This window comes from Chloroflexota bacterium (assembly GCA_026706485.1).
GTDB lineage: Bacteria > Chloroflexota > UBA11872 > UBA11872 > UBA11872 > JAJECS01.
The window spans coordinates 32,551-49,554 of record JAPOYR010000004.1 but is presented as its reverse complement, the minus strand read 5'-3'; the positions used below and the strand labels follow the sequence as shown (position 1 = coordinate 49,554).

The window sequence follows — 17,004 nt, the reverse complement described above, 5'->3', positions numbered from 1 at the left end:
GCCCACCGTGGTGGACGACCGCGCCGCTAACGGGGCGCTACCCCGACCGGGTCTACTGGCTCGCCGGAGCGAGCGTTCGGCCGGCAGCTCAGGAGCGATGCCAACGGCGGCGGCCCCGCGCCCGGCTCACACCCACCCGGGCTCGCTCGGCGGTCCGATCGCCGCGACGTGTCTCCGTCAACGCCGATGTTTCTTCAGAGGTGAGTGTCGCCGGGGATCAGGGGTGGGTCAAGAGATTGGCGTTCTAGGTGCTGGGTCATCTTGACTCCGTCATTCCCGCGGAGGCGGGAATCCACCCCCGCTTACCACTCCAAACGACGTGAGGAATCAAGAGCGCCTAACCGCGCGCTGCCCGGTACGCCGGTGCGCCCCCGCTGCGCGCAGCGTGGGACCGGCCCGGGTCGAGTCTCCCAGGCTGCGCGTAGCCTGGGCCGACGGGCAGTGAGCCCTGGAAATGTCATTTCGAACGAACGTGAGAAATCTAAGGACGCTGCGCCGTCTCCGGTGCGGCGTAGATTCCTCGCTGCGCTCGGAATGACACTTCGGGGAGTTCGGAGTGTTCCGGGGCCTCCTATAGTTCCAGCGGAAGGCTAAGCCAGCCCGAAAGACAACACCCCATGCAGCCATTCGAGCTCTCGGCCGAGCATTTGGCCGCGGTGGAGCGGCGGCGGCGGATCGTGGTGCGCTATGACATCACCGGCGACCCCAAGGACTTCGTGGGCCAGCCGCCTCCGCCCGAGCAGCTGGCCAAGTGGTGGGACGCGCAGCTGAGCCTGCAGGACATGCCGGGCACGCAGATCGACACCATCATCTGGTGGTCGGAGGGCGGCCTAGAGGCTTCGTTCGAGAGCGACGTGCGTCCGGTCGGGGAGTGGATCAAGAACTGGGTCGCGGCCGGCGTCGAGATTCCGTCGCTGGCCCTCGAGCAGGCGCAGCGCCGCGGCATCGAGTCCTTCTATCAGCTCGCCATGAACGGCTACGACGTGGGCTGGGACGGGACCAAGATCGTGCCCATGAGGATCCCCATCAAGGCGGCGCATCCCGAGTGGCTCATGTGGCCCTACGGCCCCGTCGAGGGCGGCTACTTGAACTACGCCGAGCCGGGCGTGCGGGACCACATCGCCGAGATCGTGCGCGAGGTGGCCTGGCGCTTCGACCACGACGGCATCAATCTCGACTTCGCGCGCCTGGACATCCTGCTGCCGGCGGGGCAGCAGTGGGAGCTGCGCGAGCACCTGAACGACCTGATGCGCACGGTGCGCGCGGTGCTGCTGGAGCGGGAGCGCGTGCGCGGGCGGCCCTATCTGCTGAGCGTGCAGATCCCGCCCGACGTGGTGAGTTGCCACGCCACCGGCATCGACATCGAGACCTGGGTGCGCGAGGGGTTGGTGGACCTGCTGATCCTCGGCTGCCGCACCTTCGACGTGGACGTGCGCGACTTCCGCCGCTTGACCGCGGGATTTCCGGTGAAGCTGTTCCCGTGCATCGACGCGCACCATTCCAGCGACGGCTATTTCCATCCCTCGCTGGAGGTGCAGCGGGGCGCGACGGCCAACTGGCTGCACCAGGGCGCCGACGGCGTGTGCACCTTCAATTACCCCGACCGCACGCCGGAATCGGCCCGGCGCGCCGGCACCTACATCGAGCTGATGGACACCGACTACTGGCGCGGCTGCATGCAGGCGCAGCGCGAGCTGGGCGCGCCCGAAACGCTGCGGCGCACCGACAAGGTGTTCTTCGCCGAGCGGCGCGGCGGCGGGCACTTCATGATCCCGCCGCCCGAGGACTGGAGCACGCCGCGCGCGATGGCGCTCAATACCAACATGCTGGCGCCGCTGCCGGCGCTGCTGCCCAACATCCCCACCGGCACGCCGCAGCCCAAGGAGCAGTGGCCCGGGCCGCCCAATCAGTCGAGCGACTACCGCGACGGCAAGGTGGACACGTTCGTCCGTGTGTGGGTCGGCGACGACGTGAACGCGGAGGCCGAGGCCGTGCGCTCAATCACTGTGCGGGCGGTGCTGTCCGACGAGGATGGGTCGCACGGCCACCGGCTCGACCCGGTGCTGCTGGCGACCAAATACCGCGACCTCTACAACCGACCGCCGCTGACCGACGTGGTCGAGCGCATCGAGCTGCGGATCAACAACATCCTGCTGCCGCCGCCGACGGTCGAGGACGGGTGGCTGGTCTTCGAGGTCAAGCCGGCGTTCCTGGCGCACGGGGAGAACCTGGTGGGCGTGTGGGTCAACCCGCCGGACGGGACCACCGAGCGGCTCACGTTGGAGAAGCTGGAGGTCCACGTCGGGTATCGGTAGGGGGCGACCGGACCGGGCGGGTCTGAGACCCGCCCCTACACCAAAGTGAATTCGGCGCCCAATCCTGTGTCGTTCCGAACGCCCCTACCTGTCATTCCGAACGAACGTGAGGAATCTAAGGACGCTGTGCGTTCTCCCCACCCCTTAGATTCCTCGCCTGCGGCTCGGAATGACAGGATCGGTGGCCCATGCTGCGTGCAGCATGGGATCGGATTGGGCGGTTCGCGAACCGCCCCTACTCCAACTGTCGGGCGCGTCTTCGAGATCTACCGGACTGGATTCCGGGCCTGACCCTCACCCTAACCCTCTCCCTCGAAGGGAGAGGGGACCGGACGGGACCGGAAGGGCCTCCGTCAGGCGGCGAGGAGCCGCCGGTCGCGGGCGACCTCGCGGCCGCCCAGGTAGACGGCAATGGGGTCGCCCACGCAGCAGATGTTCTCGCCCACGTCGTCCTCGACCACCAGCACGTCGGCGGCGAGTCCCGGCTTGAGCGCGCCGGTGACGTCGCCCAGTCCGATGGTGCTGGCGGGCGCGTAGGTGGTGATGTTGATCGCCTCCACCGGCGAGAGGTCGAGCGTGACCGCGGCCGCGATGACCGTGAGCGCAAACTCGTCGTGCTTGGTGGTCATCACGCCGGCGTCGCTCGAGACGACCAGCGGCGTGCCGCTGGCGCGCATGGCCCGGTGGTAGACGCCGCGCGCGTGAAGCTCCTCGCGGTCAGACTCGGACATCTCGTCCAGGTGGTCGACCCCGCGCACGTGCTCGCGGCTGCCCGCGCCGACGGTCATGTGCACCGACTGCGTGGCGGGCTGAATGCGGGCCGCGGCCTCGGCGTCGAAGCGAAAGGCCCCGTGCTCCCCGGTTTCATCGAGCCACGAGCAGTGCTCCAGGGTGTCTACCCCGGCGTCTATTGCCAGGATGCAGCCGGTGGTGCCGAGCACGTGGGCCGCGACCTGCTTGCGCAGCCGGTGCGAGTCGTCCACCAGGGCCTGCAGCTCGGACTCGGAGTACTGCGTCATGCCGGGCGACGTGCCGGGCGTCATCATGCCGCCGGTGGCCATCACCTTGATGAAATCCGCCCCGGCCTCGACCATCGTCCGCACGGCCTCCACGACCTCGTCGCGGGTGTCGGCGCGCAGGCCGCACCAGTGCAAATGGCCGGCCGTGGTGGTGATGGGCGCGCCGCACACGAGCAGGCGCGGGCCGATGACGTGGCCGGCGTTGATCGCGTCGCGCACGTCCATGTTGAGGGTGAAGTAGCCGCCGGTGTCGCGCATGGTGGTGACGCCCGTCGCCAGGCCGCGCTGGGCGTTGCCGATGGCGGTGGCGATGCGCTCGGAGTCGGTGGCTCCCATGTGGATGCCGCGGGTGGTGGGATGGTCCGGCCCCGCGGTGAACTGCAGGTGTACGTGGGCGTCGATGAGGCCCGGGAGCAGCGTGGCGTCGCCGTAGTCCACGATCTCGGCGTCGACCGGGTCTTTTCGGCCGGGTGAGCCCACGGCGGCGATGGTTCCGTCGCGAATGGTCACCTCGCCGGGCCGGATGGGTTCGGCGCCGGTGCCGTCAATCAGCGTGGCCGCGCGCAGGATGAGGTCGGGCATTGGGTCATTCCCTCCTGGCGGCGCAGTGTAGCGGGCGCAAGGGTCGCGGTTGGTCAGCGCCTTCCTATCCTGACAGCCGGTCGTAGACCTCCGGATTCACCGTCCGCTCACACCGGCCGGTCTCCATGAACTCCCGCAGGTTGCGCACCGCGCGGTCGCCCATGCGGAACATCGACTCGTGGCTATGCGAGCCGAAGTGCGGCGTCAGGATCGTGCGCGGCGTGTGGAAGAACGGGTGGTCCTCCGGCGGCGGTTCGACGGCGAACACATCCGACCCAAGGCCGCCCAAGCTCCCGTCGTGCAGCGCCTCCACCACCGCCGCCTCGTCCACCAGGCGCCCGCGCGAGCTGTTGATCAGGAACGCGCCGGGCTTCATCAGGGCAATCTCTTCGCGCCCGATGATCTCCATCGTCTCGTCGGTCACCGGCGTGTGCAGCGTCACGAAATCGGACTGACGCAGCAGTTCGGGCAGCGACACGAAGGCCCCGTCGATCCCCGCCGCTTCGAGCCGCGCCGGGTCCGGATTGGCCGTGTGTACCAAGACGCGCATGCCGAAGCCGTGCTGGCAGATCGTCGCCACGCGGCGTCCGATGTCCCCGAACCCCACGATGCCCACCGTCTTGCCCGCCAGGTCGTTGCCCAGCAGCACGATGCGCTTGGCGAAGCCCTCGGTGCGCACCGAGGCGTCCGCCTCGAAGATGCGGCGCGCGAGCGTCCACATCATGCCCACGGAGTATTCGGCCACCGTCAGCGACATTTCGCCCGGACCGTTCAGCACCGCCACCCCGGTGTCGGTGGCGGCGGCCAGGTCGATGCTGTCCACCCCGGTGCCGACGCGCGAGATGCAGCGCAGCGTGCCGGCGTTGGCCTCCAGCAGCTCGCGCGTCCACGACTCGGTGCCGGCGATCACCGCCACGGCGCCCACCGCCGCCGCCGCCAGCTCATCGCCGTCGGCGAATATCGCCTGGCGCACCTCGTGGTCGCGTTCGAGCTCGGCCTGCGGTCCCGGGGGCATGGGAAACGTTTGCAGTACTAGTGTCATCTCAGCCTCGCTGGGCCGGTGCTACGGGTGCGAGATTACGATCTTTTGCAGCACGTCGAAGTGCTCCAAGGCGATCCCGGTGCCGCGGACGGTGCACAGCAGGGGCGTCTCCGCCACGTGCACGGCCACACCGGTCTCGCGCGCCACCAGCTTGTCCAGGTTACGTAGCAGCGCCGTACCGCCGGTCATCACCAGCCCCTTGTCGATGATGTCGGCCGCCAACTCGGGCGGGGTCGCCTCGAGCACGCTGCGAACGCCGCGGATGATCTGGTCGACCGGCTCGGCGATGGCCTCGGTGATCTCGTCCGAGGTGATCGTCACGGTGCGCGGCAGGCCCTGCATCTGGTCGCGCCCGCGCACCTCCATGGTTTCCGCGGGTTCCAGCACGATGGCGCTGCCGATGCGCATCTTGATCGCTTCCGCCGTGCGGTCGCCCGTCATCAGGTTGTATTTGCGCTTGATGTAGGTGCGAATGGCCTCGTCCAGGCGATTGCCGCCGACGCGCAGCGACCCCGAGCAGTCGGCCACGATGTCGTTGAGCGAGATCACCGCGATCTCCGTCGTTCCCCCGCCAAGATTCACCACCATGCTTCCGGAGGCGTGGGAAATGGGCACGTTGGCGCCGATGGCCGCCGCCAGCGGCTCCGGGATCAGGTGCACGCGCTTGGCCCCCGCCGCGATGCCCGCGTCCATCACCGCGCGTTGCTCCACCGTGGTCACGCCCGTGGGCACCGCCACCATCACCTCGGGCCGGAAGAGGCGGTGGCGGCCCGCCGCGCGCTCGATGAAGTAGCGCAGCATGGCCGCGGTGATCAGGTAGTCGGCGATCACGCCGTCTTGCAGCGGGCGCATGACGCGCAGGCTGCCGGGCGTGCGTCCCACCATCTCGCGCGCCGCGTGCCCGATGGCCTCGATGCGTCGGTCTTGCACCGACACCGCGACCACCGACGGCTCGTCGATGATCACGCCCTCGCCGACGAGGTAGACCAGCACGTTGGCGGTGCCGAGGTCGACCCCAAGCCGCTGCGAGCTTAGGGATCGGAACATTTGAGCAATCTCCGATGAAACCCCTTGCCCCTTGAAGGGGGAAGGTTGGGATGGGGGTCAACAACTGACAGCCCAAATGCGGCGAGTCGGTCACCCCGCCGGATTGCTGCGTGCGCTGCCCTCACGAGGGGTCGTTCGGACTTTCCCTAGCCTACCGTCGCCGTGGCCGCCGGACGGGGGCGGCGCTCAACCGTGATGTCGGCGCCAAGCTCTTGCAGGTCGCCGGGGAGGTCCTGGTAGCCGCGCTGGATAATCTCCGCGTCGTCGAGCACCGTCGTCCCGTGCGCCACCAGCCCCGCCAGCAGCAGGGCCGCGCCGGCGCGAATGTCGGTCCACAGCCGCACCTCACAGGCCGTGAGCGGCGATGGGCCCCGGATGCGGGCCGTTGGGCCCTCCACCGTCACGTCGGCGCCCATGCGCTGGAGCTGCCCGAAATAGCCCAGGTTGCCGTCGTAGACGCGCTCGATGATGGAGCTTTCGCCGTGGGCCTGGGTCATCAGCGTCCCCATGGCCGCCTGCACGTCGGTGGGGAAGCCCGGAAACGGAATGCACTGGATGGCCGTGGCGCTGAGCATCGGGCTGCCCGTGACCCGCACCGAGCGGTTGGTTTCGTGAAGCGTCACCCCCATGGCGGCCAGCTTCACCAGTACCGGCTGCAGGTGGTCGGGACGCACGTTGAGCAACTCCACGTCGCCGGCGCTGATGGCCGCCGCCACCGCCATCGTGCTGCCCACGATCCGGTCCGGGATCGCGCGCGCCACCGTGCCGAAGAGCCGCGATTGGCCCTGCACGCCGATCGTGCTCGTGCCCTCGCCGTGAATCTCGGCGCCCATGCTGCGCAGAAAGTGCACCAGCGCGATCACTTCCGGCTCGCGCGACGCGTGCACGATGGTCGTGTATCCGCTGGCCAGCGTGGCCGCCATCAGCAGGTTTTGCGTGCCCGTGTGGCTCGGGTAGTCCAGGTAGACCTGGCCGCCGACCAGCGGGTCGGCCACCGCCTGGTAGACGCCGCCGCCCAGCGCGATGGAAGCTCCCATGACCTCGAAGCCCTCGATGTCCACGTTCACCGGGCGCGTGCCGAGCTGGCAACCGCCCGGCGCGTGGCAGTCCACGCGCCCGAAGCGCGAGAGCAGCGGCCCGGTCACCTGGAACGAGGCTCGCATGGCGCGCACCAGCCGCGGATCCGGACGGGTTGAGTGCACGCCGCCCGCGGTGATGGCGACCGATCGGCGCTCGGTGTCGATCTCCACCTGCGCTCCGAGTCCACGCAGCAGCTCGGCCATCACCATGATGTCGGTGATGAGCGGGATGTCCTCGATGACGCAGGTTTCCTCGGTCAGCAGGCACGCGGCCATCATGGGCAGCACCGCGTTCTTGGCGCCGGGCACGCGATAGGCGCCCCGCAGCGACCGCCCGCCGGTGATCGCGACCCGCGTGGCGGGCGTGGTCGTGGCGGCGTCGGCCAGGGCTGCGGCCACGGGGCCGGCCTTAGCCGCGCCCTGCCCGTTGCGCGGTGCGGATGCGCGCCAGCGCCCGCAGCAGGGCCAGCCGTGCGCGGATCACCGTCGCGTCGTCTCCGCCCACGCGCGCCTCCTCCAGCTCGCGCAGCGCCTCGGCGCGGGCGCGCTCGGCCCGCTCCACGTCGATCTCGTCGGACCGCTCCGAGCCGTCCGCGAGCACCGTCACCGTGTCCTCCATCACCTGGAGGAATCCGCCCAGGATGGTGAGAAAGCGTTCATCGCCGCCGCTGCGATAGCGCAGCGTGCCGGCCTGCAATTGAGTCACCAGCGGGGCGTGGCGCGGCATCAGCCCGAGCTCGCCGTCGATTCCGGGCGCAACGACCATTTCGACGTCGTCCTCGCGCAGAACTTCCCGCTCCGGCGAGACGACGGTGAGGGTCAACCCAGCCATCTACGCCTCCTCGTCGAGAATATCAGAGCGCCTTGCGCGGGCCGCTTGGTCGTGCACGACGTTTAACAGCATCGAGTGGCTTCCCGTTCCGCGGCCACCATCGGGTCCCCTCTCCCTTGATGGGAGAGGGTTAGGGTGAGGGTGCATTCCGTTGCCTGACGCCGCGCCTAGCCTTCGGCCGCGAGCTGCTCGGCCTTCGCCACGGCCTCCTCGATCGTTCCCACCATGTAGAACGCCTGTTCCGGCAACTCGTCATGCTCGCCCGCGAGAATCTCCTCGAATCCACGGATCGTCTCCTCCACCGGCACGATCACGCCCGGCTGGCCCGTGAAGGCCTCCGCCACGTTCATCGGCTGGGAGAAGAAGCGCTCGATCTTGCGCGCGCGCACCACCGTCAGGCGGTCCTCTTCCGAGAGCTCCTCGATGCCCAGGATCGCAATGATGTCCTGCAGGTCCTTGAACCGCTGCAGCACCTGCTGCGCCCCGCGCGCCACGTCATAGTGGCGCTCGCCCACGATGCGCGGGTCGAGGATCTTCGACGTGCTCGTCAGCGGGTCCACCGCCGGGTAGATGCCGCGTTCCACGATGGAGCGTTCCAGCCGGATCGTGGCGTCCAGGTGGGCGAACGTCGTCACCGGCGCCGGGTCGGTGTAGTCGTCCGCGGGCACGTAGATTGCCTCGAGCGAGGTGATCGAGCCCGAGGTGGTCGACGTGATGCGCTCCTGAAGCTCACCCATCTCAGTGCCCAGCGACGGCTGATAGCCCACCGCCGACGGCATTCGCCCGAGCAGCGCCGATACCTCGGAGCCGGCCTGGGTGAAGCGGAAGATGTTGTCGATGAAGAGCAGCAGGTCGCGCCCCTCCTCGTCGCGGAAGAATTCGGCCAGCGCCAGGCCGGCCAGCCCAACCCGCAGGCGCGCGCCGGGCGACTCGTTCATCTGCCCGAACACCATGCAGGCGTTGCCGATAACGCCGGCCTCGGTCATCTCGCGGATGAGCTGGGTGCCCTCGCGCGTGCGCTCGCCGACGCCGCAAAACACGGAGTAGCCCCCGTACTGCACGGCGATGTTGTTGATCATCTCCATGATGATCACCGTCTTGCCCACGCCCGCCCCGCCGAATACGCCGGTCTTGCCGCCGCGCGTGAAGGGCGCGATGAGGTCGATGACCTTCAGCCCGGTGGCGAACACCTCCGCCTGCGTCGTCTGCTCGGTCAGCGGCGGCGGCGCCCGGTGAATCGGATACCGCGTCTCGGTGACCACGTCGCCCTTGCCGTCGATGGGCTCGCCGGTCACGTCGAAGACCCGCCCGAGCGTGGGCGCGCCGACCGGAACGGAGATGGGTCCACCCAGGTCGGCCACCGGCAGTCCGCGGCTCAGGCCTTCGGTCGGGCGCATGGAGACGCAGCGCACCCGGCCGTCGCCGACGTGCTGCTCGACTTCCAGCACCACGCGGTCGTCGCGGTCCGGGGCCTCGACCTCCAGCGCGTTGTAGAGCGCCGGCAGCTCGCCGGCCGGGAACTCGACGTCGATGACGGCCCCGATGATTTGTGCGATGCGTCCGCTCGCCATTTCCAATCCTTCCCTCACGCGCGCTGTGCCAGCGCGTTGGCGCCGGAGGCGATGTCGATGATCTCGCTGGTGATCTTGGCTTGCCGCAGTTTGTTGTAGGTGAGCCCCAGGGCGTCGATGAGCTCGCTGGCGTTCTCCGTGGCCGCGCGCATCGCCACCATGCGCGCGCTGTGTTCGCTGGCCGTGAGCTCGAGCAGCGTCTCGTAGAGCACCGTCTCGATGAACCGAGGCACCAGCGCTTCGAGCACCGTGGCCGGGTCCGGCTCGAAGATCACGTCGGCGTCGCGGGGATCGGAGTCCTCCGGCAGCACGACGGGCAGCAGGCGCAGCGATTTCGGTCGCTGCGTCAGCGTGTTCACGAATTCCGGGTACACGATCTGGACCTCATCGAAGTCGCCCGCCAGGTAGCCGTCCATCACCATCCGGGCAATGGGGATGATGTCCGCCGCGGTCGGCCGGTCCGAAATGTCGGTGAAGGCCGCCTGCATGGGCACCAGCCGCGCCAGCGACGTGCGCCCGCGCCGACCGATCACGATTACCGACACTTCCGCGCTGGCCCGCGACTCCTCGATGTCTTCCATCGCCTGTCGGACGACATTGGTGTTGAGCGCGCCGCACAGTCCGCGGTTCGTCGTCATCACCACGTAGGCGGAGTGCTCCACGGGTCGCGTTCGCAGCATCGGCGGCAGCAGGTCGTCGCCGGTGGCCGCCACGAGCTGCTGCATCAGCCCGAGCACCTCTTGGGCATAGGGTCGCGCGGCGTCCGCCGCGTCTTGCGCGCGGCGCATGCGCGACGCCGCCACGAGCTGCATGGCCCGGGTGATCTGCCGGGTGTTTTCGACGCTCCGAATGCGGCGCCGCAGCTCCAGCGGGTTGGCCATCGGCTAGCTGTCCTCTGCGTCAACCCCTTCCCCCTTCGAGGGGGAAGGTTGGGATGGGGGTCTTCCGGACAAGCCCTCAACCGGGTCCGCCGGGCCACTCCGTTCGATTGCCGCACGCACCGTAGTCACTAGGGGCTTTCCTAGCTGCCGGCCATCGCGGCGCGGCCCGAGAACGTGTTGGCCGAGAAGTCGGCGATCGCCGCGTCCAGCGCGGCCTCGTCGTCGTCGCCCAATTCCTTCGACTCTCGAATTCGGCCCAAGAGCTCGGCGTGGCCCGAGCGCAGGAAGTCGAGCAGCTCCTGCTCGAAGTCCGCGACCTTGTCGGTTGGCACGGCATCCACCGCGCCGGAGGTGCCCGCGTGAATGATGCAGACCTGCTCCTCGATCGGCGCCGGCACGAACTGCTGCTGCTTCAGCAGCTCCGTCAAGCGCTCCCCGCGTTCGAGCTGGTTGCGCGTGGCGCGGTCAAGGTCGGAGGCGAACTGCGCAAACGCCGCCACCTCGCGGTACTGCGCCAGGCCTAGCCGCAGCTGCCCGGCCACTTGCTTCATGGCGCGAATCTGCGCGTCGCCGCCCACCCGCGACACAGACAGCCCGGCGTTAATGGCCGGTCGGATGCCGCCGTTGAACAGGTCGGCTTCCAGGTAAATCTGCCCGTCGGTAATCGAGATGACGTTGGTGGGGATGTAGGTGCTCACGTCCCCTTCCTGCGTCTCGATGATCGGCAGCGCCGTCAGCGATCCGCCGCCCTGGTCGTCGTGCATGCGAGCCGACCGCTCCAACAGCCGTGAGTGCAGGTAGAACACGTCGCCCGGGTAGGCCTCGCGACCCGGTGGGCGGCGCAGCACCAGCGACACCTGGCGATAGGCCCAGGCGTGCTTGGTGAGGTCGTCGAAGATCACCAGCGCGTCCTGGCCGCGATCGCGGAAGTATTCGCCCATGGTGCAGGCCGCAAACGGCGCGATGTACTGCTGCGCCGCCGGCTGGCTGGCGGTGGCGGCCACGACGATGGTGTGCTCCAGCGCGCCGTATTCCTGTAGCAAGGCCACCACCTGCGCCACGGCGCTTTCCTTCTGGCCGATGGCGCAGTAGATGCAAATCAGGTCGCCGCCGCGCTGGTTGATGATCGTGTCCAGGGCGATGGCGGTCTTGCCAATCTGGCGGTCGCCGATGATGAGCTCGCGCTGGCCGCGGCCGATCGGAATCATGGCATCGATGGCCTTGATGCCCGTCTGCACCGGCGTGTCCACGTCCTGGCGCAGCGCCACGCCGGGCGCCACCTTTTCGATCACGTCCGTGTCGCTGGCGGTGATCGGCCCCTTGCCGTCAACCGCTTCGCCCAGCGCGTTCACCACGCGCCCCAGCATCTCGGGTCCCACGGGCACCTCGGCCACGCGGCCGGTGGTGCGCACCTCGTCGCCTTCCTCGATGGTCAGGTAATCGCCGAGGATCACCGCGCCCACGGTGTCTTCTTCCAGGTTGAGCGCCATGCCCATCACGCCGCCGGGAAACTCCAGCAGCTCGCCCGCCAGGCACTCGGAGATGCCCGTGACCTGCGCGACGCCGTCGGCGACCTCGAGCACGTTGCCCACGTTGGCCTGCTGGGCGCTGGCCTGAAAACCCTCGATCTCTCGCCGTAGGGCGTCTGCGATTTCTTGCGGGCTGATAGACATTCGCGTTCCTCGCGCCTAGCGCAACGCTCGGCCCAGCGATTGCAGCCGGGCGCGCACGCTCAAATCCAAAACATTGTCGCCGCGTCGCACCACGAAGCCGCCCAACAGGGCGGGGTCGGTCGTGGTGGTGAGGTGCAGCCGGCGGCCCGGCTGGGCCAGCCGCTGGCGCAACTCTTCCGTCTCGGTGTCCTGCAACGGCGCCGCCGTGGTCACGTGCACGCGGTCCATGCGGCGCTCGCGGTCGGCGACGCGCAAGAACCCGCGCTCGATCTCCGGCAGCGCGTCCACGTCCCGGCTCGTCACCAGCACGTGCAGCAGCCCGAGGCCGTTCACGCTCACGGAAGACCGGGCCACGCGGTCGACCAGGTCCAGTCGCTCGGCCAGCGGCGTCCCCGGGTTCTCGAGAAACCCCCGCACGGAGTCGTCATCGGCAATGGCCCGCAGCGTACGCAGGTCGCTCTCCCAGTCGTCCCAGGAGTCCTCGCGCTGCGCTGCGGCGACCACGACCTGCACGTAGGTGCGGGCGCGGCGTCGGCGCGCGGCTGCGCCCTGTCTCACCGGGCGCCCCCGTCGACGTCCGCCAGGGCTTCCTGCACCAGGCGGCGGTGCTCGGGATCGTCGATGGAGCGATCCAGCACGCTGGCCGTCGCGCTCAACACCAGCTCCGCCGTTTCTTGGCGGAGCTCCTCGCGGACCTGCGCCCGCGATCGGTCGATCTCCGCGCGGGCGTCACTGCGCAGCCGTTCCGCTTCCTCGCGCGCGCGCTCGACTTCGCGGGTGCGCAGCGCCTCGGCGCTGCGGGCGGCCTCGTCGCGGATCCGCTGGGCTTCGGCCTGGGCGTCGGCGAGCTCGGCCTGAAACTCCGCTCGCTCGCGCTCGACCTGCCCCCGCAGCGATTCCGCCTCCTGCAGGCTCTCGCTGATCCGCTCGCGGCGCCGGCGCAGCATCTGCGTGATCGGTCCGAACAGCAGACGCCGCATCAGATACAAGAAAATCACGAAGCTCACCAGCTGGAAGAGAATGTTCCAGCCGCTGATCCCCAGTGAGTTGATTAACCCGTCCATCAGCGTCGCCTCCGCCTACGCTTGCAGCGGTCGCCGTCCTAGCCGAACGCCAAAAGGATGCCGATGATGAACGCGTAGATGCCGATGGCCTCGGCCAAGCCGAGACCCACGATCATCGTATTGCGGATGTCGCCGGCGGCCTCTGGATTACGACCGATGGCGTTCATGGCCGCCTGCACCCCAAGACCGATTCCCAGGCCCGGCCCAATGGCGCCGATGCCAATTGCCAACCCGGCGCCCAACGGTGCCAGGTTTGCAGCTTCTTCCATGCGTCCAACCCCTCCTCGCGGCGTCTAGTGCGCCTCGTGACCCGACTCAGCCACGGCTTGTCCCGTGAACACCATGCTGAGCATGAAAAAGATTACGGCCTGAACCAGCCCGAACAGTAACTCAAGTACCAGGAACACGACCCCGATCAGCGGGATATGCCCCAGCGCGAATCCCGCCAGGATCGGTCCATTCAGCACTACCTCCCCGGCAAACAGGTTGCCGAAGAGTCGGAACGACAGCGAAATGACCACGAACAGCTCGATGAGGATGAACACCGGCGCCAGCAGCGCGACCTGGGACATCTCCTTGATGTGGCCCACTGGATTGTGCGCCCGGATGCCCGAGCCGTGGATGACGAGGAACGCCAGAATCGCCAGCGCCAGCGTCATGTTGATGTCGGCGGTCGCCGGTCGGAAGATCGGCGCGGCGATCTCGTGCGCCGGGTCGTGCGGGTCCGGGACCACCAGCCAGATGGTGCCGATGCCCGGGATCAGGCTGAACCAGTTGGCGACCAGGATGAAGATGAAGAAGGTGGCCCCGATCGGCAGCAGGCGCTGGGCGTATGTCTTGCCCACCGTCGACTGCACTAGCTCGTCGAGGAACTCGACCACCGCCTCGGCCGCATTTTGCAGGCCTTCGGGCACCAGCGCCCCCTCCGGATCCTGGCGGATCCGCCGCGACGCCAGCCAGGCCACCACCAGCAGCAGGGCCATGGTGATGAACATCATCAGCATGGAGTTGGTGAACGTGAAGGGCCCAAAGTGGCCCAGGGGCTCGGCCGCCGCGCTGATGTGAGGAGCAAGCTCCTCGCCGTTTCCGGCGAACCTGATGGCGTCGACCGGAGGTGGATTAACGGCGGCCATGCGCTAGCGATCCCCGCGCGACAACGCGGACATGATCCGGTAGAAGACGTAGGCCGAGCCGACGAGACCGAGCATCAATCCCACAAGCAAAAAGAGCGGGCTGAGGTCCAACCGCTCATCGAGCCACCGACCCCCGAGGATGCCCACAATGAACATTGCCCCGACCAGCGAGCCGAACTGGAGTGCCAGCGCCGCCGCGCGCAGCAGGCCCATCGCGACTCAGTCCGATCCGAGGACTTTGTGAAAACATTCACACCCTCGCGAGCCGGGCAAGTCTAGCAGAGGCGTCCTGGCCCAACAACGCGCCGCGCCCTCTTGCCCTCGCCGCCCCGCGTGCCTAAAGTGCACCCAGCGACCCATCCCCAATCCACCCAAGGACCACTGCCAATGATCGAGCGGCCGACCTCCTGGCGAGTGTCACGCACCGGGCTCGTGGTGCTGCTCACCCTGGCCACGTTGAGCCTCGTGCTGGGCACCTGGCTCTACTCGATCGTCGGGTAGAGCAACCGCCCGAAATCCGGTGGCCCAGGCTGCGCGCAGCCTGGGATGTCCGTCCGAAACCGGTCCCACGCGGCACGCAGCGCGGGCCGCCGTCCAGGACCTGTCATTCCGAGCGCAGCGAGGAATCTGGAGCTCGCAACCTCCGCTGAAGAGGCCGCTTACTCCCCGTCGCCGGCCGCGTCCGCGTCGCCGGCGACGGCTTCGTCCTCCGCCTCCGGCGGCTCGTCGACCCAGCGCCAGATCTCGCCGCCCAGCGCCATTGCGTACACGCTCTGGTCCTCGGCGAAATGCGGTGACGCGACGACCGTGAGCACCGCCAGATTGCTCAGGCCCTCGTTGATCGGCTGCCACGACGCGCCGCCCGTCGCGCTGCGGTAGACCCCGGCGCTGGTGGCGGCAAACACCCGCTCGTCGTCCGGCACCGGCGCCGGCACCACCGCCAGCACGGCTGAGCGCCGGCTCGCGGGGAAGGTGCCGCTCCAGGTATCCGAAATGCGCTCCGCCGGCTTGAACACCTGGCCCGCCGTGGCGAACATCCACCACTGATCCTCCGGGGTAAAGGAAGCCGGAATCCCCAGCGCGATCCACGGCGAGGCGGAGTCGTGCTCCACGAACCGCTCGAAGGTCGCCCCGCCGTCCCGGCTCAGGTGCACCGCCGCCGTGCGCTCGCCCAGGGTTCCGATGAACACCGTCTGATCGTTGGCAAAGTCGGGGCCGGTGGCGATGGCCGCAATGGTCTCACCGTCGAACTCGTAGTCAATTTGCGTCCACGAATTGCCGTTGTCGGTGCTCTTGTATCCCAGGCCCAGCGGGCCGCCCGCGAACACCGTCCGATCGCGCGCATAGGTGGAGGACACGCCAACCGCGCGAATCTCCTCGGTGTCGATGCCGCGGTCCATCTCGCGCCACTCGTCGCCGCCGTCCGTGGTGCGCAGCAGCCCGATGCTGGTCGCGGCAAACGCGATGCGGTCACGCTGGTAGTTTGGCGAAACGGCCAGGCCCGTCACGTCGGCCTCGGCGTAGTCCTCGGTGACCGGCGCCCACGATTCGCCGCCGTCGGTCGACCGGAACACTCCCGTCCCGGTTCCGCCGGCGAACATGGTCCCGTCGCGGGCCAGGGCCGGGCTGAGGGCCAGCGTGACCCAATTCTGGCTCGTGATGCCGTTGTTGGCCGCTTCCCAGGTTTCGCCCAGGTCCGTCGACCGATAGAGACCGGTCTCGTAGGTGCCGGCCCAAATGGTCGTCTCGCCGTCGTCAACCGTCACCGACACGCTCAGCACGGCGCCCACCTCGTCGCCGACCGTTCGCAGCGTCCAGGTCTCCCCGGCGTCGGTGCTCACCAGCACGCCGGCGTCGCCGGTCCCTGCCACGACGAGCTGATCCTCGCCGAAGTTCGGGGACATGGTGACGGCGTTAATCGACTGCGACGCCACGTCCTCAATGGCGGTCCAGCGACGCCCCCCGTCCGTCGAGCGCCAGAGGCCATGCTCTTCGGTGCCGATTACCACCACCCGGGCGTCGGTGAACGCGGGCGACAGCGCCACCGCCTGCACCGTGGCGGTGCCGACGGTCGACTTGCCTAGCTGCGTCCAGGTCCGACCGGCGTCGGTGGAGCGGCACAGCCCCCCGTCCACGATGCCCGCGAAGACCATCTGGTCGTTGGTGAAGTTTGGCGAGACCGCGACGGCCTGCACCGACAGCCCGGTGAGCCCGCTGCTGGACGGATTCCAGCTCCGCCCGCCGTTCGTCGACCGGAACACGCCGTCGGCGTCGCTGCCCAGGAAGGCCATGCGGTCCGTGTCGTAGGCCGGGGACAGGCCGATGGCCACCACGTTGGGCATGGTGCTCCAGAAGGCCAGCTTATTCCACGTGTCGCCGCGGTCGAACGACTTGAAGGCGCCGCCGCCGACCACGCCCAAGAAGACGGTGCCGTCCTCGCTCACCGCGGGTGAGGCGACCAGCGCCTGCACGTAGGGGCTGGTGAGGTTGCGGTTGGAAATCCGCCACGAGTCGCCGCCATCGTCCGACACGTAGACGCCGGACATCGTCCCGGCGAAGAGCCGCCGCGCGCCCTCGCCCTGATCGGCGCCGGCGATGGCGGTGATCGTGCCGCCGGCGCGGCCGCCGACGCGCTGCCATTCATTGACGCGTGGCGCGTCGTCGCTTGTCGCTGCCATCTACGTCTGTCTCCTCTTTCTCAAGGCCCCGTCCGGCAGGCGTAAGTGCGGATGTTCAACATCCGGTGGGTAAGGCGTGGTGTTCCGG

15 protein-coding genes are annotated in these 17,004 nt (G+C 68.7%); 1 reads left to right on the top strand and 14 read right to left on the bottom strand.

Annotated elements, in window-relative coordinates; all coding sequences use genetic code 11:
* The first annotated feature begins 617 nt into the window (after positions 1-617).
* On the top strand, positions 618-2,315 hold the full coding sequence (locus OXG79_02820) for a hypothetical protein (GenBank protein MCY3782700.1): 1,698 nt from the start codon (positions 618-620) through the stop codon (positions 2,313-2,315).
* 353 nt (positions 2,316-2,668) lie between these two features.
* Here the strand turns inward: OXG79_02820 and OXG79_02815 are convergent, their stop codons facing one another.
* The 14 genes from OXG79_02815 to OXG79_02750 all read right to left on the bottom strand — a co-directional run bounded on the left by OXG79_02815 (position 2,669) and on the right by OXG79_02750 (position 16,916).
* Complete coding sequence (locus OXG79_02815) at positions 2,669-3,916, bottom strand: amidohydrolase family protein (protein MCY3782699.1); 1,248 nt, start codon at positions 3,914-3,916, stop codon at positions 2,669-2,671.
* 64 nt (positions 3,917-3,980) lie between these two features.
* On the bottom strand, positions 3,981-4,958 hold the full coding sequence (locus tag OXG79_02810) for a hypothetical protein (GenBank protein ID MCY3782698.1): 978 nt from the start codon (positions 4,956-4,958) through the stop codon (positions 3,981-3,983).
* A 21-nt stretch (positions 4,959-4,979) separates the two neighbouring features.
* The gene (locus tag OXG79_02805) at positions 4,980-6,014 is read right to left on the bottom strand and encodes a rod shape-determining protein (GenBank protein MCY3782697.1); all 1,035 of its coding nucleotides are present in this window, start codon (positions 6,012-6,014) and stop codon (positions 4,980-4,982) included.
* A 137-nt stretch (positions 6,015-6,151) separates the two neighbouring features.
* Positions 6,152-7,483 carry a UDP-N-acetylglucosamine 1-carboxyvinyltransferase gene (gene murA, locus OXG79_02800; GenBank protein ID MCY3782696.1) on the bottom strand — a complete coding sequence of 444 codons (1,332 nt, stop codon included), beginning with the start codon at positions 7,481-7,483 and terminating at the stop codon, positions 6,152-6,154.
* Between the two features lie 10 nt (positions 7,484-7,493).
* Positions 7,494-7,916 (bottom strand): F0F1 ATP synthase subunit epsilon, encoded by a 423-nt coding sequence (locus OXG79_02795; GenBank protein MCY3782695.1) that lies wholly within the window; start codon positions 7,914-7,916, stop codon positions 7,494-7,496.
* Between the two features lie 167 nt (positions 7,917-8,083).
* Positions 8,084-9,487, bottom strand: a complete 1,404-nt coding sequence (atpD, locus tag OXG79_02790; GenBank protein MCY3782694.1) for a F0F1 ATP synthase subunit beta — start codon at positions 9,485-9,487, stop codon at positions 8,084-8,086.
* Between the two features lie 14 nt (positions 9,488-9,501).
* Positions 9,502-10,368, bottom strand: a complete 867-nt coding sequence (gene atpG, locus OXG79_02785; protein MCY3782693.1) for an ATP synthase F1 subunit gamma — start codon at positions 10,366-10,368, stop codon at positions 9,502-9,504.
* Positions 10,369-10,508: 140 nt separating this feature from the next.
* Entirely contained in the window at positions 10,509-12,041 is a 1,533-nt protein-coding gene (gene atpA / locus OXG79_02780) for a F0F1 ATP synthase subunit alpha (protein ID MCY3782692.1), read from the bottom strand.
* Between the two features lie 15 nt (positions 12,042-12,056).
* Positions 12,057-12,599 (bottom strand): ATP synthase F1 subunit delta, encoded by a 543-nt coding sequence (gene atpH, locus OXG79_02775; protein MCY3782691.1) that lies wholly within the window; start codon positions 12,597-12,599, stop codon positions 12,057-12,059.
* Positions 12,596-13,105: a F0F1 ATP synthase subunit B gene (atpF, locus tag OXG79_02770; GenBank protein ID MCY3782690.1), complete on the bottom strand. Its 510-nt coding sequence runs from the start codon at positions 13,103-13,105 to the stop codon at positions 12,596-12,598. Before atpF ends, atpH begins: the two co-directional genes overlap by 4 nt.
* A gap of 38 nt (positions 13,106-13,143) precedes the next feature.
* On the bottom strand, positions 13,144-13,374 hold the full coding sequence (locus OXG79_02765) for an ATP synthase F0 subunit C (GenBank protein ID MCY3782689.1): 231 nt from the start codon (positions 13,372-13,374) through the stop codon (positions 13,144-13,146).
* Between the two features lie 24 nt (positions 13,375-13,398).
* On the bottom strand, positions 13,399-14,238 hold the full coding sequence (gene atpB / locus OXG79_02760; protein MCY3782688.1) for a F0F1 ATP synthase subunit A: 840 nt from the start codon (positions 14,236-14,238) through the stop codon (positions 13,399-13,401).
* A gap of 3 nt (positions 14,239-14,241) precedes the next feature.
* A complete protein-coding gene (locus OXG79_02755) occupies positions 14,242-14,451 on the bottom strand; it encodes an AtpZ/AtpI family protein (GenBank protein ID MCY3782687.1) in 210 nt (69 codons plus the stop codon).
* A 446-nt stretch (positions 14,452-14,897) separates the two neighbouring features.
* Positions 14,898-16,916 (bottom strand): hypothetical protein, encoded by a 2,019-nt coding sequence (locus tag OXG79_02750; GenBank protein ID MCY3782686.1) that lies wholly within the window; start codon positions 16,914-16,916, stop codon positions 14,898-14,900.
* Positions 16,917-17,004 lie beyond the last annotated feature (88 nt).